This is a genomic window from Streptomyces sp. NPDC023541 (assembly GCF_055559995.1).
This window is the reverse complement of the sequence record NZ_JBVHJO010000011.1, coordinates 1-20,902: the sequence shown is the minus strand read 5'-3', so window position 1 is coordinate 20,902 and position 20,902 is coordinate 1. Positions and strand designations below refer to the sequence as shown.

General features: G+C 74.8%; 19 protein-coding genes and 1 pseudogene. 8 read left to right on the top strand and 12 right to left on the bottom strand.

What is annotated here, in order from left to right; all coding sequences use genetic code 11:
* Positions 1–9: 9 nt before the first annotated feature.
* Complete coding sequence (locus tag ACZ3X1_RS25390) at positions 10–741, bottom strand: VIT1/CCC1 transporter family protein (RefSeq protein ID WP_356812081.1); 732 nt, start codon at positions 739–741, stop codon at positions 10–12.
* A gap of 258 nt (positions 742–999) precedes the next feature.
* On the opposite strand from ACZ3X1_RS25390, the gene ACZ3X1_RS25385 reads away from it, so the two are divergent.
* The 7 genes from ACZ3X1_RS25385 (at position 1,000) to ACZ3X1_RS25355 (ending at position 10,538) form a co-directional block, all read left to right on the top strand.
* Positions 1,000–1,995, top strand: coding sequence for an ADP-ribosylglycohydrolase family protein (locus ACZ3X1_RS25385; protein WP_356812080.1), 996 nt, complete (start codon positions 1,000–1,002; stop codon positions 1,993–1,995).
* Between the two features lie 617 nt (positions 1,996–2,612).
* Positions 2,613–3,809 carry an ADP-ribosylglycohydrolase family protein gene (locus ACZ3X1_RS25380; protein WP_467281175.1) on the top strand — a complete coding sequence of 399 codons (1,197 nt, stop codon included), beginning with the start codon at positions 2,613–2,615 and terminating at the stop codon, positions 3,807–3,809.
* Between the two features lie 130 nt (positions 3,810–3,939).
* Entirely contained in the window at positions 3,940–5,085 is a 1,146-nt protein-coding gene (locus tag ACZ3X1_RS25375) for an ADP-ribosylglycohydrolase family protein (RefSeq protein WP_356812079.1), read from the top strand.
* A 539-nt stretch (positions 5,086–5,624) separates the two neighbouring features.
* Positions 5,625–7,349, top strand: a complete 1,725-nt coding sequence (locus ACZ3X1_RS25370; RefSeq protein ID WP_467281074.1) for an ADP-ribosylglycohydrolase family protein — start codon at positions 5,625–5,627, stop codon at positions 7,347–7,349.
* Positions 7,346–8,317, top strand: a complete 972-nt coding sequence (rbsK, locus tag ACZ3X1_RS25365; RefSeq protein WP_467281073.1) for a ribokinase — start codon at positions 7,346–7,348, stop codon at positions 8,315–8,317. Before ACZ3X1_RS25370 ends, rbsK begins: the two co-directional genes overlap by 4 nt.
* Before the next feature lie 233 nt (positions 8,318–8,550).
* Positions 8,551–9,726: a CaiB/BaiF CoA transferase family protein gene (locus ACZ3X1_RS25360; protein ID WP_467281174.1), complete on the top strand. Its 1,176-nt coding sequence runs from the start codon at positions 8,551–8,553 to the stop codon at positions 9,724–9,726.
* Positions 9,723–10,538 (top strand): HpcH/HpaI aldolase/citrate lyase family protein, encoded by an 816-nt coding sequence (locus tag ACZ3X1_RS25355; RefSeq protein ID WP_356815551.1) that lies wholly within the window; start codon positions 9,723–9,725, stop codon positions 10,536–10,538. Before ACZ3X1_RS25360 ends, ACZ3X1_RS25355 begins: the two co-directional genes overlap by 4 nt.
* 184 nt (positions 10,539–10,722) lie before the next feature.
* Here ACZ3X1_RS25355 and lgt read toward each other — a convergent pair whose 3' ends face one another.
* From lgt to hisI, 11 genes and pseudogenes are all read right to left on the bottom strand, one after another.
* Positions 10,723–11,766: a prolipoprotein diacylglyceryl transferase gene (gene lgt / locus ACZ3X1_RS25350; protein ID WP_467281072.1), complete on the bottom strand. Its 1,044-nt coding sequence runs from the start codon at positions 11,764–11,766 to the stop codon at positions 10,723–10,725.
* A gap of 313 nt (positions 11,767–12,079) precedes the next feature.
* Positions 12,080–12,874 (bottom strand): annotated as a pseudogene (locus ACZ3X1_RS25345) (DsbA family protein); the annotation flags it as partial.
* Positions 12,875–12,969: 95 nt separating this feature from the next.
* Positions 12,970–13,797, bottom strand: a complete 828-nt coding sequence (gene trpA, locus ACZ3X1_RS25340) for a tryptophan synthase subunit alpha (protein ID WP_362632672.1) — start codon at positions 13,795–13,797, stop codon at positions 12,970–12,972.
* Positions 13,794–15,065 (bottom strand): tryptophan synthase subunit beta, encoded by a 1,272-nt coding sequence (trpB, locus tag ACZ3X1_RS25335; RefSeq protein ID WP_356815548.1) that lies wholly within the window; start codon positions 15,063–15,065, stop codon positions 13,794–13,796. The genes trpA and trpB overlap by 4 nt, the downstream gene beginning before the upstream one ends.
* 203 nt (positions 15,066–15,268) lie before the next feature.
* Complete coding sequence (gene trpM, locus ACZ3X1_RS25330; RefSeq protein ID WP_045324077.1) at positions 15,269–15,460, bottom strand: tryptophan biosynthesis modulator TrpM; 192 nt, start codon at positions 15,458–15,460, stop codon at positions 15,269–15,271.
* Positions 15,461–15,468: 8 nt separating this feature from the next.
* The gene (trpC, locus tag ACZ3X1_RS25325; protein ID WP_030032547.1) at positions 15,469–16,278 is read right to left on the bottom strand and encodes an indole-3-glycerol phosphate synthase TrpC; all 810 of its coding nucleotides are present in this window, start codon (positions 16,276–16,278) and stop codon (positions 15,469–15,471) included.
* Positions 16,279–16,450: 172 nt separating this feature from the next.
* Positions 16,451–16,987 (bottom strand): DUF2752 domain-containing protein, encoded by a 537-nt coding sequence (locus ACZ3X1_RS25320; RefSeq protein WP_390074986.1) that lies wholly within the window; start codon positions 16,985–16,987, stop codon positions 16,451–16,453.
* 68 nt (positions 16,988–17,055) lie between these two features.
* Entirely contained in the window at positions 17,056–17,307 is a 252-nt protein-coding gene (locus ACZ3X1_RS25315; RefSeq protein WP_030662148.1) for an HGxxPAAW family protein, read from the bottom strand.
* 122 nt (positions 17,308–17,429) lie between these two features.
* Positions 17,430–18,128 carry a TIGR02234 family membrane protein gene (locus ACZ3X1_RS25310; protein ID WP_467281071.1) on the bottom strand — a complete coding sequence of 233 codons (699 nt, stop codon included), beginning with the start codon at positions 18,126–18,128 and terminating at the stop codon, positions 17,430–17,432.
* Positions 18,129–18,142: 14 nt separating this feature from the next.
* A complete protein-coding gene (locus ACZ3X1_RS25305) occupies positions 18,143–19,633 on the bottom strand; it encodes an anthranilate synthase component I (protein WP_467281069.1) in 1,491 nt (496 codons plus the stop codon).
* 17 nt (positions 19,634–19,650) lie between these two features.
* Entirely contained in the window at positions 19,651–20,019 is a 369-nt protein-coding gene (gene hisI, locus ACZ3X1_RS25300; protein WP_356815544.1) for a phosphoribosyl-AMP cyclohydrolase, read from the bottom strand.
* Between the two features lie 91 nt (positions 20,020–20,110).
* Here hisI and ACZ3X1_RS25295 point away from each other — a divergent pair, with 91 nt between their 5' ends.
* Positions 20,111–20,743, top strand: coding sequence for a TIGR03085 family metal-binding protein (locus ACZ3X1_RS25295; protein WP_356815542.1), 633 nt, complete (start codon positions 20,111–20,113; stop codon positions 20,741–20,743).
* Positions 20,744–20,902 lie beyond the last annotated feature (159 nt).

The window sequence follows — 20,902 nt, the reverse complement described above, 5'->3', positions numbered from 1 at the left end:
CCAGGCGGGTCAGCCTATGGCTGCACCGATCCAGGTTCCCAGGACGTACGTCACACCGGCGGCCGCGCCGCCGAGCAGCAGCTGGCGCAGGCCGCTGTACCACCACGACCGGGCGGTGACCCGGGCGACGACGGCGCCGCAGGCGAAGAGCCCGGCCAGCGCGAGCAGCACCGCCGGCCACAGGGCCGTGGCGCCGAGCAGGTAGGGCAGTACGGGGAGCAGGGCGCCCAGCGCGAAGGACCCGAAGGACGAGACGGCGGCGACCAGCGGCGACGGCAGGTCGTCGGGGTCGATGCCGAGCTCCTCGCGGGCGTGGATCTCCAGCGCCTGCTCGGGGTCGCGGGAGAGCTGCATGGCGACCTCGCGGGCGAGCGCCGGCTCCACGCCGCGGGACACGTAGAGCTCGGCCAGCTCCTCCATCTCGTCGACGGGGTGCTTGCGCAGCTGCTGCCGCTCGATGTCGAGCTCGGCGAGGACCAGCTCGCGCTGCGAGGCCACGGAGGTGTACTCGCCGGCGGCCATCGAGAAGGCTCCGGCGGCGAGGCCGGCGAGGCCCGTGATCACGACGATCTGCGGGGCGACGGCTCCGCCGGCCACGCCGGTCATGAGGGCGAGGTTGGAGACGAGCCCGTCCATCGCACCGAAGACGGCCGGCCGCAGCCATCCACCGTTGACGTCGCGGTGGGTGTGGTTGTCGCGATGGGCGGTGTGCAGCGGTGCTTCGACGTCGATGATGGACATGCCTGGTATCTCCCCTTGTCTCCCCATTGGTGCGAACGGACGCCGTGACGCGTCCCGCTCCCCCTGAACACCTCGAAACTACGCACGATTTTCGTGGCCCGCCAGCAAGGAAGGCCGTACTTACCTGCGGTTTTACGGGTCGGCGACCGGGTGACCCCGATGTTCCCGGGGTGTTTCGCGGCGCGCGACAAACCGTATGACATGGCACAAATCCCCCAAGGGCTCATGATGAGCCCATCCACGTGGGAGAGGCGCGCCATGGAGCCGGTGAAGCAGGTTGCATGCAATCCGCAGGTCCTCCTCGAACGGGCCAGGGGCGCTCTTCTGGGACTCGCGGTGGGCGACGCGCTCGGCGCCCCCGCGGAGAACATGAAGCCGTCGGAGATCCGGGCGAAATGGGGCCGCATCGAGGGCTTCGTGACGGATGACCCGGTGGGCACGGACGACACCGAGTACGCGATCTTCTCGGGGCTGCTCCTGGCCCGCCACGGCTCGGCGCTCACCGTCTCCCACGTCGAGCGGGCGTGGCACCACTGGATCGCGGACCTCGACGAGGGCCCGTTCCGCGGTGCGGGGTTCTCCGAGCGCGGCACGCTGGAGAACCTCCGCCGGGGCCTGGCGGCGCCCATCTCGGCCCAGCACCGGCACGCGTGGTCGGACGGACTGGCCATGCGGGCCGCGCCGTTCGGCGTGTTCGCGGCGGGGCGGCCGGCCGAGGCGGCGCGACTGGTCGCCATCGACGGCACGGTCAGCCACGACGGCGAGGGCATCTACGGCGGCCAGGCGGTCGCGGCGGGCGTGGCGGCGGCCATGGCGGGCGGCAGCCCGGCGTCCGTCGTCTCCGCCGCCCTCTCGGTCATCCCGTCGGACTCCTGGACGGCCCGCTCCCTGCGCCGGGCGGTCACCGCCGCCCCGCGCGGGGAACGGGCGGTGCGCTCGGCGGTGGTCATCGGCGGTTACCCGTGGACGGACCTGGCGCCGGAGGCGGTGGGCCTGGCCTTCGGCGCGTTCGCCGCCTCCGGCGGAGACTTCGCCGCCTCCGTCCTCACCGCCGTGAACATGGGCCGCGACGCGGACACCACCGCCGCCGTGTCGGGCGCCCTGGCCGGCGCGATGGCGGGTGCCACGGCGATCCCCACCGCCTGGGGCTCGGCGATCGGGCCGGTACGCGGCAGCTGCCTCCCGTCGATGCGGGGCTACCACGTCCTGGACATCGCGGACCTCCTCACCCCGGAATACGAGGCCGCCCGATGACCCAGACCCCTCTCAACGAACCCGCCCCCCTGCAGGAACCCGCCCCGCCGCAGCCCTCGGCGACAGACCCGGCGGCCCCCGCGGAACGCGGGCCGGACGGGCGGTCGCAGGCCGTACCGACCGGGGCCGGCAACGGCGCGGACCCGGGCCTGAGAGCCCAGCCACAGCTCGTACCGGCAAACCCGGCGGGCCTCGCGGGAGCGAGGCCGCAGCCCCCGACGGGCGACCCGGCGGCCCCCGCGGAACGCGGGCCGGACGGGCGACTGCGGCACCCCGGCCCGGGGTCCGACGCAGGCGAGGGCCTGGGCCCGGGGGCGCGGACACGGCCCGTACCGATCAGCCTGACGGCAGGCCACGGGGCCGAGCCCCAGCCGGTGGCGGCCGGCCTCCCGCGCCGGGGCGCTCCGTCGGACCGGGCCGCCTCCGCGCCGACGGCGGACGGGCGGCCGCAGGCCGTACCGGCTGCGGAGGCCCGGACCGGCGCCGTGGCGGCGGGCTCGGGCGGACGGTTGCTGCCCGTGCCGGCCGGCACGCCGCTGCGGGCGGTGGCGGACGCCCGGCCCGCCGGGCTTGCGGCGCCGGACGAGGCCGCTCCGCTGCGGGCCGTCATCCGGTCCTTGCCGGCGCCGCACCCCGCGGACACCCGGCCGGCGCAACCGGCGGCCCACGACCGCCGCCCCATCGAAGGCCTCCTCCTCGGGCTCGCCGCAGGCGACGCGGCCGGCTGGCCCGCGGCCCGCCACCGCGCCAGCCGGATGCCCGAGTGGACCCGCCGCCTCACCCGTGAGCTCGACACCTTCGCCGAACAGAACGCCACCACCACCCTCCCCGTCCCCATCGCCCTCAACCAGCCCCCCGAGCCGCTGCGCCTCGGCCCCTCCGACGACGCCGAGTGGGCGGCCTTCGTGGCCGAGTCCGTCCTCACCGCCGCCGGTGTCCTCCTCAGCGACCTCTCCCGCTCCCGCCGCATGCGCGCCGCCATCGACCTCGCCTGGAACGCCCTCGCCTCCGAAGTCGCCGCGGCAGCGGAACGCGCACCCGAAGTCGAGTCCGCCGTACTGCCCCTGCGGGCGCGGATCTCCGTACGCGCCGGCCTCGGCAACCTCGCCACCGGCCTGCGCCCGCCCGCCACCGGCCACGACAACCCGCACTACTTCGACGACGCCGCCTGCATCCGCGCCTGCGTCCTCGCCGTCGTCCACCCCGGCGACGCCGAGGCAGCCGCCGACCTCGCCGAGTTCGACGCCCGCTACACCCAGGACGGCGACGGCGTGCACGGCGCCCGCGCCATGGCGGCCGCCGTCGCCACCGCCCTCACCACCGCCGACGTCGACGCCGCCGTGGACGCCGCCCTCGCCCAGCTCCCAGCGGCCACCGAGATCGGCCGCAACGCCCGCCACGCCGTCGGACTGGCCCGCGCCCACGCGGACGGCGGCGCCTTCGCCATCGTCCCGACCCTCGAACACGAGATCGTGGACCACGTGTACAGCTACGGCATCGCCGCCGCCGAGACCGTCCCCGTGGCCCTCGCTCTCGCGACCGCCGCCCGCGGAAGGACGACCGAGGCCGTACCGGCCGCCGCGTGCCTGTCCCGCGTCGCCGACTCCGCCCCCGCCCTCGCGGGCGCGCTCACCGGGGTGATCGGCGGCGGCGACTCGATCCCCGCCGCCTGGCGCGAGGCCTGCCGCACCCTCTCCGGCTGCGCGCTCCCCCGCCTCGCCGGCACCGACCTCGTGCAACTGGCCGCGCTCCTCGCCGGCACCGAGCTCACCTCGCCCAAGGCCGCCCCTCCGGAGCGGAGGCCGCACGTGTGATCGGCGACTTTCAGCCCGGCGACGACGCTCAGGACGTGTCGACCACGCCCGCGCGGGCCCGCCCGGGGCAAGGTGGTAGACCTCCCGCACGCACTGGCTGCGACCAGGGTTTCCGGACAAGGAGAGTGGAATGACGCTCACGTTGGAGGACCGGGCCTGCGGGGCCCTCGTCGGCGCCGCCGTCGGTGACGCGCTCGGCGGCCCCGTGGAGGGCTGGACCCCGGACCAGATCGTCGAACGGCACGGCGGCCGCGTCCACGGCATCGTCGGCCCGTGGCACGAGAACTGGCGCACGGCCCGCCCCATCGCCCCGTACCACAAGGGCGACGGGCACGTCACGGACGACACCTTGATGACCCACGCGCTGGTCCGGGTCTACGAGACCGTACGGGACCACCTCGACGCCTACGCCGTCGCCGAGCACCTGGTCCCCGACCTGATGTCCACCCCGCGCTGGATCCCCGAGCTGGAGGCGGAGGCACTGCCGTTGCAGCGGGTCTTCCTCGCGGAGAAGTGGATGGTGACCCGCCTGCACTACGCGCACGTCGACCCGCGCGAGGCCGGCACCGGAAACATCGTCAACTGCGGTGCGGCCATGTACATGGCTCCGGTGGGCATCGCCAACGCGGGCAACCCGGCGGGGGCCTACGCGGAGGCCCTCGACATCGCCGGCGCGCACCAGTCCTCGTACGGGCGGGAGGCGGCGGGGGTGTTCGCGGCGGCCGTGGCGGCGGCGTGCATGCCGGGGGCGACGGCCGCGAGCGTGGTGGACACGGCGCTGTCCCTGGCGAAGGACGGCACGCGGGCGGCGATCGCGGCCGTCCGCGAAACGGCTCGCGCCCACCGGGACTTCGAGTCGGCTCTCGCGCCGCTGCGGGCGGCGGTGGCCCCGTACGACTCGGTCGGCCCGGACTACCGCACCCCGTCGCTCGACGCCCGCCGCCCGTCCCGCCTCCATGCCATCGAGGAACTCCCGATCGCGCTGGGGATGCTGCTCGTCGCGGACGGCCGGTACGAGGGGGCCGTGCTCGGGGCGGTCAACTACGGGCGGGACTGCGACTCCATCGCCACCATGGCGGGGGCGATCGCCGGAGCCCTGGGCGGCGAGGCGGCGGTCCCGGCCGTCTGGGCGAAACAGGTCGCCGAGGCCAGCCGCCTGGACCTGCACGCCCCGGCCGTGGCGCTGGCCGCGGTGACCCGGGAGATCTTCGCCCACGACCGTGCCCGCCGCCGCGCCCACGAATCGGCCTTCGCCACGATCGCCACCCCCCGATGACCCCTTGCCCGCCCTTCGGCCCCTCCCGCCCCACCGGCCCCACGACGCCCCGGAGGGCGGGTCCCGTCACGCCGGAGCCGTCACGCGCCGCCGCTACCCGTCAGGCGGCCGACGCCCGTCCCCCTTCCACCAGCCGGTTCCCGGGCGAGGGGGAGACGCCGTCCACCGGGCCGAAGGCTGCCCGCCGGGCGGCCGGCGCGGGCGTCGACGCTCGCGACCGCCCCAGTGCCCCCGGCACAGCCGCCGGCCAGCACCCGGCCGACGGCACGACCTCCGCCCACCCGAAGCCCGGCCCCGGCTCGGCACCCCCGACGGCGGGCCCCGGCACGCCGGAGCCACTGCTCGCCCCTCGGGAACCCGCCGCCGGGCCCGAGCCCCGCGCAGCAACCGCTCCACACCCGGCTACCGCGGGCACCGCGAGGGCGGCCCTTGTCGGCGTACCCGCCGCCGGGCCCGTGGCGGACCCGGCGGCGGCCGACAGGCACTCGGCCGGACCATCGGCGGATGGGTCCCGCGCCCGCGGCGGCGGGGGCGACGGTGTGCGGCTGACCTGGGCCCAGCCCGAGGATCTCGTGGGGCACGAGCTGCGCCAGGCGGCCGAGGACGGCCGCGACGCCGGCCCCGCCCTGCGGGCGTGGTCCGCCGCGGGGGGCCACCCGGCGCCCGAGCGCGCCGGGGCCTCGCCGGCCCCCGCGCCCCCGCACCTGCGTGCGCTGGCGGCCCGTCTGCTGGACGAACTCGCCCACCTGCCCTCCCCGTCGTGCGCCGACGAGCCGACCTCCTGGGACGCCATCGTCGCGGCCTGCCCCCCGCCGCCCGCCGACCCGCCGCGCCCCCGCCCCGGCCGTGAGCCCGCGGATCCGGACCCGGAAGCCGAGGGCAAGACGCAGCCCGCACACCCCGGACGCACCACCGCCGACCCGGGGCCCCGGGCGCGCAGCCAGGACCCCCGAACACTGCCGCAAGGCCCCCGCCCCGGCCGTGGGGCCGCAGGCTCGGACCCGGAAGCCGAGGGCGAGGCACGCCCCGGACGCGCCACCGCCGACCCGGGGCGCCCCGTCCGCGGCCAGGAGTCCCGAGCGCTGCCGCAGGGCACGAGACCGGTGGCCGGGCCCGCGCCGGGGTGCCGGGCGCGGGCCTCGTCCGCGGAGGCACCCGCGCGGGTCCCTCCGCGCGGGACCTGCCCCGACCCGTACCAGCTCCCGGGCGGGCTGTGGGGGCGGCTGGAAGCCGCGTGGGTCGGGCGGGCCGTCGGGTGCCTGCTCGGCAAGCCCGTCGAGAAGCTGCCCCTCGACGGGATCCGGGCGCTGGCCCGCGCCGCGGGCAACTGGCCGCTCGACGACTGGTTCACCGCTCGCGGAGTCCCCGCGAAGCTGCTGGCCGCGTACCCCTGGAACCGCCGCTCCGCCCCCACCTCCCTCGCCGAGAACATCGACGGCATGCCCGAGGACGACGACCTCAACTACCCGCTGCTGAACCTGCGCCTGCTCCAGCGCTTCGGCAAGGGCTTCACCACCGCCGACGTCGCCCGCCTGTGGCTCGACGAGCTGCCCGCCGGTCGGACCTTCACCGCCGAGCGCGTCGCGTACCGCAACCTCCTGCTCGGCCTGGAGCCCCCCGCCACGGCCACGCACCACAACCCCTTCCGCGAGTGGATCGGCGCCCTCATCCGCGCCGACGTGCACGGCTGGACCAACCCCGGCGACCCGCACGCCGCCGCGGCCCAGGCCTACCGGGACGCCGCCCTGACGCACACCGGCAACGGCGTCTACGCCGCCCTCTTCGTCGCCGCCGCCACCGCCACCGCGGCCACCGGCCGAGCGGACGTCCACACCGCGCTGCGGGCCGGACTGGCCGCCGTACCGCCCCGTTCCCGGCTCGCCGAGGCGATCCGCTTCGGGATCCGGGCGGCCACCGAGGACGCCGACTTCGAATCCGTAGTCGACCGGCTGCACGCCCGCTACGGGCACTACCACTGGGTCCACGCCGTCCCGAACACCGCCCTGATCGCCGCCGCCCTCACCCACGCCGACGGGGACTTCACCCGTTCCGTCTGCCGAGCCGTGTCCGGCGGCTGGGACACCGACTCCAACGGGGCCACCGCCGGCGCCCTCGCGGGGCTGCTCGCCGGCTCCCCGGAACGGATCCCCCACCGCTGGAGCGCCCCGCTCAAGAACCGCCTCGCCACCACCGTCCCCGGCTTCGACGGCATCGGTTTCGACACCCTCGCCCACCTCACCGCACAGGAGGCAGCACGCTCATGACGGCCATCGCCGTGCTCGGCAGCACCAACATGGACCTCGTCGCCTACGTCCCCAAGGCCCCCCTCCCCGGGGAGACGGTGACCGGCCGCGCCTTCCGGACCGTTCCCGGCGGCAAGGGCGCCAACCAGGCCGTCGCCGCCGCCCGATCCGGCGGGAAGGTGGTGATGATCGGCGCGGTCGGGGCCGACGAGTTCGGCGTACGGCTGCGCTCCGCGCTCACCGCCGCCGGCGTCGAGACGGCGGGCCTGCGCACCGTCGAGGGCGCCAGCGGCACCGCACACATCACCGTGGACGACGAGGGCGGCAACCGCATCGTCGTCATCCCGGGCGCGAACGGCAGCGTCACCGGCCTGGAAGCGGGGGACGAGGCCCGGATCGCCGCCGCCGGCGCCCTCCTCCTCCAGCTCGAACTGCCGCTGCCCGCCGTACTCGCCGGCGCCCGTGCCGCCCGAGCGCACGGCGTCCGTACGGTGCTCACCCCGGCCCCGGCGCAGCCCCTGCCCGCCGAACTCCTCGCCGCCACCGACCTCCTGGTGCCCAACGAGCACGAGGCGGCCACCCTGACCGGCCTGACCGATCCGCGGCAGGCCGCCGAGGCACTGCTGACCACCGTGCCCGAGGTGGTGATCACCCTCGGCGCGGCGGGGGTCCTCCACGCGGCGCGCGGCCAGGACCCGCTGACCGTGCCCGCGCTCCGGGTCCGGGCCGTGGACACCACCGCCGCCGGGGACACCTTCGTCGGGGCCCTGGCGGTGGCCCTGGGCGAGGGCCGGCCGATGCCCGAGGCACTGCGCTGGGCCTCGGCGGCGGCCGCGCTCTCCGTGCAGCGCCACGGCGCCCAGGATTCGATGCCCACGCGCGCCGAGACGGACTCCTTCGCCCTGGCCGGGTGGGAGGCGGAGCACGGGCAGGCGGCCCCGGCCGCCGCCTTCGGCCCCGGCGAGGCCGAGGCCGGAGCCGCCTCGTGACGTACTCCGCCGGGGACGGGAGTGTGCCGGGGCGATCCCCGCAGGGCGCCGAACGCACCGCCGCCGCACTGTCCGACCCCGAGCACCGTTCGGCGCCCGAGGAGACGCCCCGGCGCGCGCCCGGCCCCGCCGAAGCCCCCGGCCCCGCCGGAGCCCCCGGCACGGGCACCGCACCCCAACCCGCCGACGCCCGGACAGGGCCACGGGCAGGGCAAGGGCATGGACCCGGGCCGCTGCGCGGGCTGCGGGTGCTCGACCTCGCGACCCTCTTCGCCGGGCCGCTCGCCGCGACCCTGCTCGGTGATTTCGGCGCCGAGGTCGTCAAGGTCGAACACCCGGCCGTCCCCGACCCCTCCCGCGGTCACGGCCCCGCCAAGGACGGGATCGGCCTGTGGTGGAAGCTGCTCGGCCGGAACAAGCGGACCATCACCCTCGATCTGTCCACCCCCGGTGGCCGGGACACCCTGCTGCGGCTCGCCGCCACCGCCGACGTGGTCATCGAGAACTTCCGCCCGGGCACCCTGGAGCGGTGGGGCCTGGGCTGGCCCGAGCTGTCCGCCGCCAACCCGCGCCTGGTCCTGGCCCGCGTCACGGCCTTCGGCCAGCAGGGCCCGTACGCCCACCGCCCCGGCTTCGGCACCCTCGCCGAGGCCATGAGCGGCTTCGCCGCGGTCACCGGGGAGCCGGACGGCCCGCCGACCCTGCCGCCCTTCGGGCTCGCCGATTCGATCGCCGCGCTGACCTGCGCGTATGCCGTGATGACGGCGCTCGCCGGGCGCGACCGCACCGGGCACGGGCAGGTCGTGGACCTGGCCATCATCGAGCCGATCCTCACCGTGCTCGGCCCGCAGCCGCTCTGGTACGACCAGCTGGGCTACGTCCAGCCGCGCACCGGCAACCGCTCCGCCAACAACGCCCCCCGCAACACCTACCGCAGCGCCGACGGCCGCTGGCTGGCGGTCTCCGCCTCCGCCCAGTCGATCGCCGAGCGCGTGATGCGGCTGGTCGGCCGGCCGGACCTGATCGCCCAGCCGTGGTTCGCCACCGGTGCCGGGAGGGCCCGGCACGCCGACGTCCTCGACGAGGCGGTCGGCGGCTGGATCGCCCGCCGCAAGGCGGACGAGGTCGTCGGCGCCTTCGAGGACGCCGAGGCGGCCGTCGCGCTGGTCTACGACGTCCGCGACGTGATGGCCGACCCGCAGTTCGCGGCCCTCGACACGGTGACCGAGATCGAGGATCCGGAGCTGGGCCCCCTGCGGATGCAGAACATCCTCTTCCGGCTGTCCGATACCCCCGGCGGGATCCGCTGGGCCGGCCGCCCGCACGGCGCGGACACGGCCGAGGTGCTGGCCGAGCTCGGACTGACCGGCTCCGAGATCACCGCGCTGCGAACCGAGGGGGCACTGTGATCCTGACCTGGCTGTACGCGCCCGGCGACCGCCCCGCGGTGGTCGCGAAGGCTCTGGCCTGCGGGGCCGACGCCGTCATCGTCGACCTGGAGGACGCGGTGGCGGCCTCCCGCAAGGAGTACGCCCGTGCCGCCACCGTCGAGCTGCTCGCCGAGCGGCCCGCGGTCCCCGTCCACGTCCGCGTCAACGCCCTCGACTCCCCGTGGGGCGGCGCCGACCTCACCGCGCTCGCCGGGCTGCGCGGGCTCGCGGGACTGCGGCTGCCCAAGATCAGTGCCCCGGAGCAGATCGCCGCGGCCGCCGACCGCGCGGGAGGGGTGAGCCTGCACGCCCTGCTGGAGTCGGCGCTGGGCGTGGAGCGCGCGTACGAGATCGCCCGCGCGCACCCGGCCCTGCGCGGGCTCTCCCTCGGCGAGGCGGACCTGCGGGCGGACCTGGCGGCCGGCGCGGAGGAGGGACTGGACTGGTGCCGCTCCCGGGTGGTGGTCGCGGCGCGCGCCGCCGGCCTGGCGCCCCCGGCCCAGTCGGTGTTCCCCGACATCCGGGACCTGGAGGCGCTGGCGGTCTCCTGCGCGCGCGGCCGGTCCCTCGGCTTCCTCGGCCGGGCCGCGATCCACCCGCGCCAGCTCCCGGTGATCGAGCGGGCCTACCTCCCGGCGCCCGAGGAGGTGAGCGCCGCGGTGGAGGTGCTCAGCGCGGCTCGGGCCGCGCCCGGCGCGCTGGCCCTGCCCGACGGCCGGTTCGTGGATCCGGCGGTCGTGGCGTCGGCGCACCGCACCCTCGCGCTGGCCGCGCGGATCCCGGTCCACTAACCCCCTGCCGGGCCCCCGCCGCACGATCCGGTACCCCGGCACGCGCCCTCGGGCTGCCGCGCGGGGCGGGCCGGTTCCCGCCGGGTCGGTCGGGGGAACTCACACCGTGGCCCAGCCCCCGGGGCGGATACGTGCGAGGGGGGTGCCGCGTCGTGCGCGGCACCCCCCTCGTGACGTTTCTGCGTCAGGCCTTGTCGGCCTCCGGGGCCTCGGCGTCGACGGCCGGCTTGCGCAGGTCGGCCTTGACGGCGCCCTCCCGCACCTCGGCTTCGGCGCGCGGGGCGCGGGTCGGCAGGGAGTCCTTCGGCACGGAGCCGGACTCGGACTCGGCCGTGCCGTCCGTCCTGTCCTCGGCCTTGTCGTCGGACGTGCCCTCCTCGGCCTTGGACTTGCCCTTGCCGTCCTTGCCGCCGGGGGCGTCGGGCTCGACGACCTCCTCGCGGCCCGGCCGCAGCTTCGCGGAGAGCACGAAGTAGACGACGGCGAGCACGAAGACGACGATCGAGGTCCAGACGTTCAGCCGGACGCCCAGGATGTGGTGCGCCTCGTCGACGCGCATGTACTCGATCCAGCCGCGGCCGACGCAGTACGCGGCCACGTACAGGGCGAACGCCCGGCCGTGCCCGAGCTTGAAGCGGCGGTCGGCCCAGATGACCAGGAAGGCGACGCCGATGCACCACAGCGACTCGTACAGGAAGGTCGGGTGGTAGGTCCCGGCGTCCCGGTTCGGGCCGGCGCTGATCTCGACCGCCCACGGCAGGTCGGTGGCCCGGCCGTAGAGCTCCTGGTTGAACCAGTTGCCCCAGCGGCCGCAGGCCTGGGCCAGGGCGATGCCGGGGGCGAGGGCGTCGGCCCAGGCCGGCAGCGGGATGCCGCGCAGCCGGCAGCCGATCCAGGCACCCACCGCGCCGAGCGCGATGGCGCCCCAGATGCCGAGGCCGCCCTCCCAGATCTTGAAGGCGTCGACCCAGTTGCGGCCCTCGCCGAAGTAGAGCTGGTAGTCGGTGATCACGTGGTAGAGGCGACCGCCGACCAGCCCGAACGGCACCGCCCACACGGCGATGTCCGCGACCGTGCCCGGCTTTCCGCCGCGCGCGATCCAGCGCTTGTTGCCGAGCCAGACGGCGACGAAGACGCCGATGATGATGCAGAACGCGTAGCCGCGGAGCGGGATCGGTCCGAGATGGATCACGCCGGTCGACGGACTGGGGATGTAAGCAATGTCCATGGCAGACCTGACGCTACCCTGCCAGACGGTGCGTACCGCAACCCGCCCGGCAGGGTCGAAACCAAATCCAGACATGGATCGGCGGAAGTCAGTCCCCCGAGGACCCGGTCCCGGTGCCGTTCCCCGGCCTGGTGCCGGAACCGATCACGGAGCCGTTCGCGGTGCCCTTCGAGGCCGTCGACGCCGTCCTCGACGCCGAAGGTGAGGCCTTCGCCCCGCCCTTCCCGGTGTCCTTGCCCGCGTCCTTCCCGGTGTCCTTGCCGGACTCCTTGCCCGTCTCCTTCTCCGCGCCCTTGGCCCCGGCTCCCCCGGAGCCCTTGGCGCCCGCCTCCACCTGCTCCTTCAGCTTCTGCGGGGTCAGCGGGGCGGCCTGGTCGGCGAAGATGTCCTTGCCGTCGAGCAGCACGGTCGGCGTGCCGCGGAACTTCCCTGCGGCGAAGGCCTCGTGCGACTTGGCCACCCAGCTGTTGTGCGTGCCGTCCTCGACGCACTTGCGGAACTCGGGTGTGTCCAGCCCCTCGACCTTGCCCGCCAATTCCAGCAGCTTGGCGTTCTTGCCGTAGGCGTCGTCGACCTCCTGCGGCTGGTTCTGGAAGAGGACGTCGTGGTACTCGGCGAACTTTCCGGCGTCCTGCGCGCAGGCCGCCGCGTTGGCGCCCTTCAGGGAGCCGCTGCCGCCCATGTTCCCGTCGATGAGCGTGACCAGGTGGTAGTCCACCTTGAGCAGGCCCTTGGCCTCCAGCTCGTGGACGGTGTCCCGGTAGCTGTCCTCGAAGGACTTGCAGGCCGGGCAGCGGAAGTCCTCCCACACGGTGAGGGTGGACTTCGCCTCGGGCTTGCCCGTCCGGATGGCGAGGGCGTCCTTGCCGGTGGCGCCGGAGGGGGCGACCACCGGGCCCGCCGAGTCGGACTTGTCGCCCTTGCCGGCATTGGCCGCGATCACGCCCACGACCGTCGCCAGGCCCAGTACGCCGACCACCGCCGCCGCGACGATCAGGGTCCGCCGGCGCTTGTCCCGGGTCTTCTGCCGCTCACGCTCCGCTTGGAGTCGCTCCCGGGCCGATCGTTTCGTCGCATCGCGGTTCGCACCGTCGTTCTTCTCGCTCACGCTCCGCCAAACGAAGCAGGGAGGCACTCGCGTGCCTCCCTGCCGACCATTCCACCCGATCGGACTACAGAACCCGATCGGGTGTCCGGTTTGCCTCAGCCCCTGCGGACGCCCCGCGCGAGCTCGCCGGCCAGCGCCCGTACGGCGTCGAGCCCGGCCGGCAGGTCGGGCGCGTCCAGCAGCAGCTTCACGAAGGCCGAGCCGACGATCACGCCGTCGGCGAAGCCCGCGACCTCCTTGGCCTGGGCGGCGTTGGAGACGCCGAGGCCCACGCAGACGGGGAGCTCGGTCGTGGCCCGGGTGCGGCGGACCAGGTCCTGGGCCTGGTTGCCGACCGATTCGCGGGTTCCGGTGACGCCCATCAGCGAGGCGGCGTAGACGAAGCCGGAGCCGACCGCCGTGATGGTGGCCAGGCGCTCGTCCTTGCTGCTGGGGGCCACGACGAAGACGGTCGCCAGACCGTGCTTCTCCGCGTGCTCGCGCCACAGCGCGGACTCCTGGACCGGCAGGTCCGGCAGGATGCAGCCGGCCCCGCCCGCGGCCGCCAGCTCGGCCGTGAACCGCTCGACGCCGTAGCGGTCGATGGGGTTCCAGTAGGTCATCACCAGGATCGGGGCGCCGGTCGCCTCGTGGGCCTCGCGGACCGTGCGGAACACGTCGGCGATCTTGACGCCGCCGCGCAGGGCGATGTCGTCGGCGGTCTGGATGACCGGCCCGTCCAGGACCGGGTCGCTGTGCGGCAGGCCGATCTCGACGACGTCCGCGCCACCGGCGATGACGGCCTTGACCGCCTCGATGCCGCCGTCGACGGTCGGGAAGCCCGCGGGGAGGTAGGCGACGAGGGCCGCGCGGTCCTCGGACTTCGCCTTGGCGAGGGTGGCGCCCAGCAGCTCGATGTTGCCGCGCCCGTGCGTGGAACTCACTTGTCGTCCCCCTCGGAGAACTCGTTGTCGGCGACTTCACCGTCGGTGTCGTACAGGCCGAAGTAGCGGGCGGCCGTGTCCATGTCCTTGTCTCCGCGGCCGGACAGGTTGACGACCAGCAGGCCGTCCTTGCCCAGTTCCCGGCCCAGGTCCAGGGCGCCGGCGAGGGCGTGCGCCGACTCGATCGCCGGGATGATCCCCTCGGTGCGCGACAGCAGGCGCAGGGCCTGCATGGCGGCGTCGTCGGTGACCGCGCGGTACTCGCCGCGGCCGGTGTCCTTGAGGTAGGAGTGCTCCGGGCCGATGCCCGGGTAGTCCAGGCCCGCCGAGATGGAGTACGGCTCGGTGATCTGGCCCTCCTCGTCCTGGAGGACGTAGGAGCGGGAGCCGTGCAGGATGCCGGGCTCGCCGGCGGTCAGCGTGGCCGCGTGCTCACCGGTCTCGACGCCGTGCCCGGCGGGCTCGAAGCCGACCAGGCGGACGTCCGCGTCCGGGATGAAGGCGTGGAAGAGGCCGATGGCGTTGGAGCCGCCGCCGACGCAGGCCGCGACGGCGTCGGGCAGCCGGCCGGCGCGCTCCAGGATCTGGCGGCGCGCCTCGACACCGATGACCCGGTGGAAGTCGCGGACCATCGCCGGGAAGGGGTGCGGGCCGGCGACGGTGCCGAAGAGGTAGTGGGTGCGGTCCACGTTGGCGACCCAGTCGCGGAACGCCTCGTTGATCGCGTCCTTCAGGGTCCGCGAGCCGGACTTCACCGCGATGACCTCGGCGCCCAGCATGCGCATGCGGGCGACGTTCAGCGCCTGGCGCTGCGTGTCGACCTCGCCCATGTAGATGGTGCATTCGAGGCCGAACAGGGCGCAGGCGGTGGCGGTGGCCACGCCGTGCTGGCCGGCGCCGGTCTCGGCGATCACGCGGGTCTTGCCCATGCGCTTGGTGAGCAGCGCCTGGCCCAGCACGTTGTTGATCTTGTGCGAGCCGGTGTGGTTGAGGTCCTCGCGCTTGAGGAAGATCCGCGCGCCGCCCGCGTGCTCGGCGAAGCGGGGCACCTCGGTGAGGGCGCTCGGGCGGCCGGTGTAGTTGACCATGAGGTCGTTGAGCTCGGCCGCGAAGGACGGGTCGCCCTTGGCCTTGTCGTACTCGACGGCGACCTCGTCCACGGCGGCGACGAGCGCCTCCGGGATGAACTTGCCGCCGAAGTCGCCGAAGTAGCCCTCGGCGTTGGGGACGTGACCCTCCGGGTCCGGGATGAAGAACTCGCTGGACATGATCCAGTGCTCCTACGGGTGCGAGATGCGGCGGGTGGTTTCACCGTATTGCGCCGCCCGCCCGTGCCGCGGACACCCCGCTGGGGGATGTCGGCGTACGTGCGGAGCGGCCCGCTCCCGGAGCCGGTCGGCCCGGGCAGCAGGCCGTACGGGACCGCCTCGCGACGCGGTACGTCTCGCGTACCGGGCCGCTGCAGCCCTCGTTACGGCGCGTCTCCGCGGCGCCATCGCATGCCGTTGACCTGGCCGGGCTCGGAGCCGATCACGTACCGGACCCGCCGCCCGTGGACACGCCGGGCCGGGGCGCGGCAGCCGCGGGGGCGGCAGCCGCGCGCCAGGGGCGCGTACGCCGTCGGCACGCGCCGCGTGCGGACGGAGGGGCGGTCGTGGGCCATGGGACGGGTCAGCTCCGTCCGTGGCGCAGGGCGGGGTGGGCCCCGGCGGCGACGAGGTCGGCGACGGCCGCCTTCGGGTCGCGGCCGGTGACCAGGGACTCCCCGACGAGGACGGCGTCGGCGCCCTCGTTGGCGTAGGCGATCAGGTCGTGCGGTCCGCGGATGCCGGACTCGGCGACCTTGACGATGTGGGGCGGGATCTCGCCGACGACGCGCTCGAAGGTGGAGCGGTCGACCTTGAGGTCCTTGAGGTTGCGGGCGTTGACACCGATGATCTTGGCGCCGGCGGCCACCGCACGCTCCACCTCCTCCTCGTCGTGGACCTCGACGAGCGGGGTGAGGCCGATGGACTCGGCCCGCTCGATGAGGGAGACGAGGGCCTCCTGCTCCAGGGCGGCGACGATCAGCAGCGCGAGGTCGGCGCCGTAGGCGCGGGCCTCCCAGAGCTGGTACGCCGTGACGATGAAGTCCTTGCGCAGGATCGGGATGTCCACGCGGGCGCGGACGGCCTCCAGGTCGGCCAGCGAGCCGCCGAACCGGCGCTGTTCGGTGAGGACGGAGATGACCGCCGCACCGCCCGCCTCGTAGTCCGCGGCGAGCCCGGCCGGATCCGCGATCGCGGCCAGCGCACCCTTGGAGGGGCTGGAGCGCTTGACCTCGCAGATCACCTTGACGCCGTCGCCGCGCAGGGCCGCGACGCCGTCCTTGGCCTGGGGCGCCTTGGCGGCACGCTCCTTGAGCTCGTCGAGGCTCACGCGGGCCTGCCGTTCGGCAAGGTCTTCGCGGACCCCTTCGATGATCTCGTCGAGCACACTCACGCGAGCGGCCCCCTTCCGGGTCGATGACGGTCGGCCGCCCTGCAGACACGTACCACTGCAAGGTCGGCAATCAAATGGTATCCGGCGGAGGCGTCGCCCTCCGCACCCGGTTGACGGCGTCCCAGTAACTGGACATTCGGAATACGCCCTTCATCTCCGCTGTACACGGGGCTCAGGGCGCCAGCGCCGACCCGAAAGAGAAATTTCGGACAACGGCGAAAACCAGTAGCACCGCGCCCACCGCCCACCAGTGGCCGGGACGCAGGACGATCCTCGGGACCGGCCCGCCGCGCAAGGCGCGAACCAGCCACAGGGCCATGAAACCCGCGAAGACGAAGTAGCCGACGACGGCGAGGGCGTTCGACCCGAAAGCGGCGGCCAGGTCCCCGTGGGCGAACGCGTGCGCGCTGCGCAGCCCGCCGCAGCCCGGGCACAGGATGCCCGTCAGCCGCAGCAGCGGGCAGACCGGGTAGTGGCCCGGCTCATTGGGGTCCACGGTGCCCACGTACGTGAACGCCGCGCCGGCGGCCGCCAGGTAGAGCGCCGGGGCGGCGAGCCGGCCGGCCCGGGACGCCCGCTCGGCGGGCACCGAGGATACGGCGGGCACCGCAGGTACGGCAGGCACCGCAGGTACGGCGTGCCCGGCCGGCGGACCGGGCACGGCGTCGGGGGTGCTGGAGGCGTCCACCTGCTGATTCTCTCCGCTCACGACAAAAGGCGCAGCCCGGCGGGGCCGCGCCTTTCAGCTCTCTTCCAGGACCGGCGCAGACGGCGCGCTCAGGCCTTGGCAGGAACCTTGTTCGCGGCGATGACCTCGGCGAGGTCCTTGTGGGCGGCCTTCGGCGCGCCCATGCCCGCGGCCTTCATCGCCAGGCCGACGACACCGCCGAGCGCGACGACGACGAGACCGGCCCAGAAGCCCAGCGGGTTCGCGAGCACCATGAAGGCGCCGGAGATGCAGAAACCGATGAAGGCGATGATGACACCGGTCCAGGCGGCCGGGGTGTGTCCGTGGCTAGTGCCCGCCATGAGTTGCTCCTCGTTGCTCTGTCGCGCTGCTGTGTCGAACGTGCGGTCTGTGCGAACGCTCGGTGACATTGTCCCGCACCGGGCGGCTTCGCCGTCCAGGGGGGGTCGGCTCAGGGGCCGGGTCAGCGGGTCCGGTCGCCGCCCGGGTCCGCGGTCGGGTCCGCGGTCGGGTCCTCGCCGCGGTCCAGAGCCTTCCACAGATCTTCCGGCCGGTCGGGATCCACCGCCGCGACGGCCCGCGGACGTGGGCTGCCGTCACGCTCGTAGCGGCCTCCCATCGAGGGCCAGCCGCTGCCGAAGCGCAGCGCCAGCAGTCCGGCGGCCAGGATCAGGACCGCGCCGGCGGCCGTGACGTACGGCCACGTCGTCTGGGTCAGGCCGGCCACGTGGGCCGCGCTGTCCGCGGTCGTACGGACGGCCTGCGCGTCCAGGGCGCTGCGGCCGTCGGAGCCGAAGAGGGCCGACAGCGCCGCGCCGAGGCCGCTGAGGGCGAGCAGGCCCGACACCAGCAGCCGGCTCTTGCCCCGTACCGCGAAGACGGCGACCAGCGCGGCCAGGCCCACGATGGCCAGAGCCGCCGGGAGGCCGGTCACGGCCCGCCCGTCGGCGCTGAGCCGGAGCGAGTCGCTGCCGATGGCGGCGGTGCCCCGGGCCCAGACCCGGCCGGAGGCGAGCAGGACGACGGTGGCGCCGAGCGCGCCGAGCAGCAGCGCCGCGGCCACGCTGCGGCGGCCGCCGCGGCTGTTGGCGGCCTCGGGCTCGGGCCCGGGCTCGGCGGAGGCATCGGATCGGGGCGGGGGTACGGCACTCACGTACCCCACTATCCCCTACGCCCTCAGGAGCCGCTCAGGCGGTTCGCCGCTGCCACCGCGCGCAGCACGGCGGCGGCCTTGTTGCGGCACTCGTTGTCCTCCAGTTCGGGCACCGAGTCGGCGACGACACCGGCGCCGGCCTGCACGTACGCCGTGCCGTCACGCAGCAGGGCCGTACGGATGGCGATGGCCGTGTCGGAGTCGCCGGCGAAGTCCAGGTAGCCCACGCAGCCGCCGTAGAGTCCGCGGCGGGAGGGCTCCAGCTCCTCGATGATCTGCATGGCGCGCGGCTTGGGCGCCCCGGAGAGGGTGCCGGCCGGGAAGCAGGCGGTGAGCACGTCGAATGCGCTCTTCCCCCCGGCCACGCGCCCCGTCACGGTGGAGACGATGTGCATGACGTGCGAGTAGCGCTCGATCGACATGAAGTCGACGACCTCCACCGATCCCGGCTCGCAGACCCGGCCGAGGTCGTTGCGGCCCAGGTCGACGAGCATCAGGTGCTCGGCGCGCTCCTTGGGGTCGGCCAGCAGCTCCTCGGCGAGGTCGTTGTCCTCCTGCGGGGTCGCGCCCCGGTGGCGGGTGCCGGCGATGGGGTGGACCATGGCCCGCCCGTCCTCGACCTTGACCAGCGCCTCGGGGCTGGAGCCGACGACGTCGAAGCCGTTCTCGAAGCGGAAGAGGTACATGTACGGGGACGGGTTGGTGGCGCGCAGCACCCGGTAGACGTCCAGCGCGGAGGCCTCGCAGGAGGTCTCGAACCGCTGCGAGGGCACCACCTGGAAGGCCTCGCCCGCCCGGATCCGCTCCTTGATGTCCTCGACGGCCGCCTGGTACTTCTCGCCGCCCCACAGGGCGGAGAACTCCGGCAGCTCGGAGGCGGGCAGCGGGGCCGGCACGTAGGGCGCGGGCCGGGCCAGGTCCGCCTCCATGGCGTCGAGGCGGGCCACGGCGTCCGCGTAGGCCTCGTCGACCCCGGAGTCGAGGTCGTTGTGGTTGATGGCGTTGGCGATGAGCTGGACGGTGCCGTCCCAGTGGTCCAGCACCGCGAGGTCGGAGGTGAGCAGCATCGTCAGCTCGGGCAGCTCCAGGTCGTCGCTGCCGTGCTCGCCGATGCGCTCCAGGCGGCGCACGATGTCGTAGCCGAGGTAGCCGACCATGCCGCCGGTGAAGGGGGGCATGCCGCCCGCCAGGTCGCGGGGCGTGTGCAGGGCCTCGACGGTGGCGCGCAGGGCGTCGAGCGGGTCGCCGTCGGTGGGTACGCCGACGGGCGGGGTGCCGATCCAGTGCGCGCGGCCGCCCCGGACGGTCAGGGTCGCGTCGCTGCGGACCCCGACGAAGGAGTACCGGGACCAGGACCGGCCGTTCTCCGCGGACTCCAGGAGGAAGGTGCCGGGGCGTTCGGCGGCCAGCTTGCGGTAGAGCCCGACGGGCGTGTCCCCGTCGGCGAGCAGCTTGCGGCTCACGGGGATGACGCGGCGGTCGGCCGCGAGCTTGCGGAACGTCTCAAGATCCATTGCGTGGGGACCCCTGCCTAGTCGGCTGCGCGGAGGAGGACATCGTCGTCGAAGCAGGTGCGGGCACCGGTGTGGCAGGCGGCTCCGACCTGGTCGACCTTGACGAGCACGGTGTCGGCGTCGCAGTCGAGGGCGACGGACTTGACGTGCTGGAAGTGGCCGGAAGTATCCCCCTTCACCCAGTACTCCTGGCGGCTGCGCGACCAGTACGTGCAGCGGCCGGTGGTCAGGGTGCGGTGCAGGGCCTCGTCGTCCATCCACCCGAGCATGAGCACCTCACCGGTGTCGTACTGCTGGGCGATGGCCGGTACCAGCCCGTCGGCGGAGCGCTTGAGGCGCGCGGCGACGGCGGGGTCGAGGTTGCCGGGGCGGGGGGACGTACTCATGGAGCCATTGTGCCGGGCGAGGACGGGCGGAATGATCCATGTCCGCCTGATGGGCGGGCGTCCGGCGCGATCCGGTCGTAGGCTGGCTGGCATGTCTACCCATGCGAAGCGTGAACGCCTGCTGTTGGCGGACCTGTTGGAGGCGGCCGGCCCGGAGGCCCCCACGCTGTGCGACGGCTGGACCTGTCGCGAGCTGGCCGCGCACGTGGTCGTCCGGGAACGGCGGCCCGACGCGGCGGGCGGGCTCCTGCTGAACGTCCTGAAGACCCGCCTGGACAAGGCGATGGAGGAGTACGCGGCCAAGCCGTACGAGGAGCTCATCCAGCTGATCCGGACCGGGCCGCCGCGGATGTCGGTGTACGCGCTGAAGCAGATCGACGAGGCGGCGAACGCGGTGGAGTTCTACGTCCACGCCGAGGACGTCCGCCGGGCCCAGCCCGACTGGTCCCCGCGTGAGCTGGACCCGGTGTTCTCGGACTCTCTGTGGTCCCGCCTGGAGAAGCTGGCCCGCCTGACGGGCCGCCGCTCGCCGGTGGGCCTGGTACTGCGCCGCCCGGACGGGCGGACGGCGGTGGCGCACAAGGGCGTGCCGGTGGTGACGGTGACGGGCGAGCCGGGGGAACTGACGCTGTTCTGCTTCGGCCGCCAGGCGTCTGCCGCGGTGTCGCTGGACGGCGAGAAGGACGCGATCGCCATGCTCACCGCTGCAGCCCTGGGCATCTAGCCCCCGCCTGCGGGCCGGTGCCCCGGGTGCGGGCCGGTGCCTTGGGGGGCGCTGCCCCTGCTCCCCGGCTGCGGGCCGGTGGCCGCGCCTCAAACGCCGGCGGGGCCGGGGTGTGCCCCCGGGTCGGGGTCGGGACAGGGGGGTGGGGTGCGGGACCGC

What these genes read in the sequence shown, in the direction of transcription:
- ACZ3X1_RS25390 (WP_356812081.1), bottom strand. Translation starts at nt 741, where the DNA reads ATGTCCATCATCGACGTCGAAGCACCGCTGCACACCGCCCATCGCGAC.
- ACZ3X1_RS25385 (WP_356812080.1), top strand. Translation starts at nt 1,000, where the DNA reads ATGGAGCCGGTGAAGCAGGTTGCATGCAATCCGCAGGTCCTCCTCGAA.
- ACZ3X1_RS25375 (WP_356812079.1), top strand. Translation starts at nt 3,940, where the DNA reads ATGACGCTCACGTTGGAGGACCGGGCCTGCGGGGCCCTCGTCGGCGCC.
- rbsK (WP_467281073.1), top strand. Translation starts at nt 7,346, where the DNA reads ATGACGGCCATCGCCGTGCTCGGCAGCACCAACATGGACCTCGTCGCC.
- lgt (WP_467281072.1), bottom strand. Translation starts at nt 11,766, where the DNA reads ATGGACATTGCTTACATCCCCAGTCCGTCGACCGGCGTGATCCATCTC.
- trpB (WP_356815548.1), bottom strand. Translation starts at nt 15,065, where the DNA reads ATGTCCAGCGAGTTCTTCATCCCGGACCCGGAGGGTCACGTCCCCAAC.
- trpM (WP_045324077.1), bottom strand. Translation starts at nt 15,460, where the DNA reads ATGGCCCACGACCGCCCCTCCGTCCGCACGCGGCGCGTGCCGACGGCG.
- ACZ3X1_RS25315 (WP_030662148.1), bottom strand. Translation starts at nt 17,307, where the DNA reads ATGGCGGGCACTAGCCACGGACACACCCCGGCCGCCTGGACCGGTGTC.
- ACZ3X1_RS25305 (WP_467281069.1), bottom strand. Translation starts at nt 19,633, where the DNA reads ATGGATCTTGAGACGTTCCGCAAGCTCGCGGCCGACCGCCGCGTCATC.
- hisI (WP_356815544.1), bottom strand. Translation starts at nt 20,019, where the DNA reads ATGAGTACGTCCCCCCGCCCCGGCAACCTCGACCCCGCCGTCGCCGCG.
- ACZ3X1_RS25295 (WP_356815542.1), top strand. Translation starts at nt 20,111, where the DNA reads ATGTCTACCCATGCGAAGCGTGAACGCCTGCTGTTGGCGGACCTGTTG.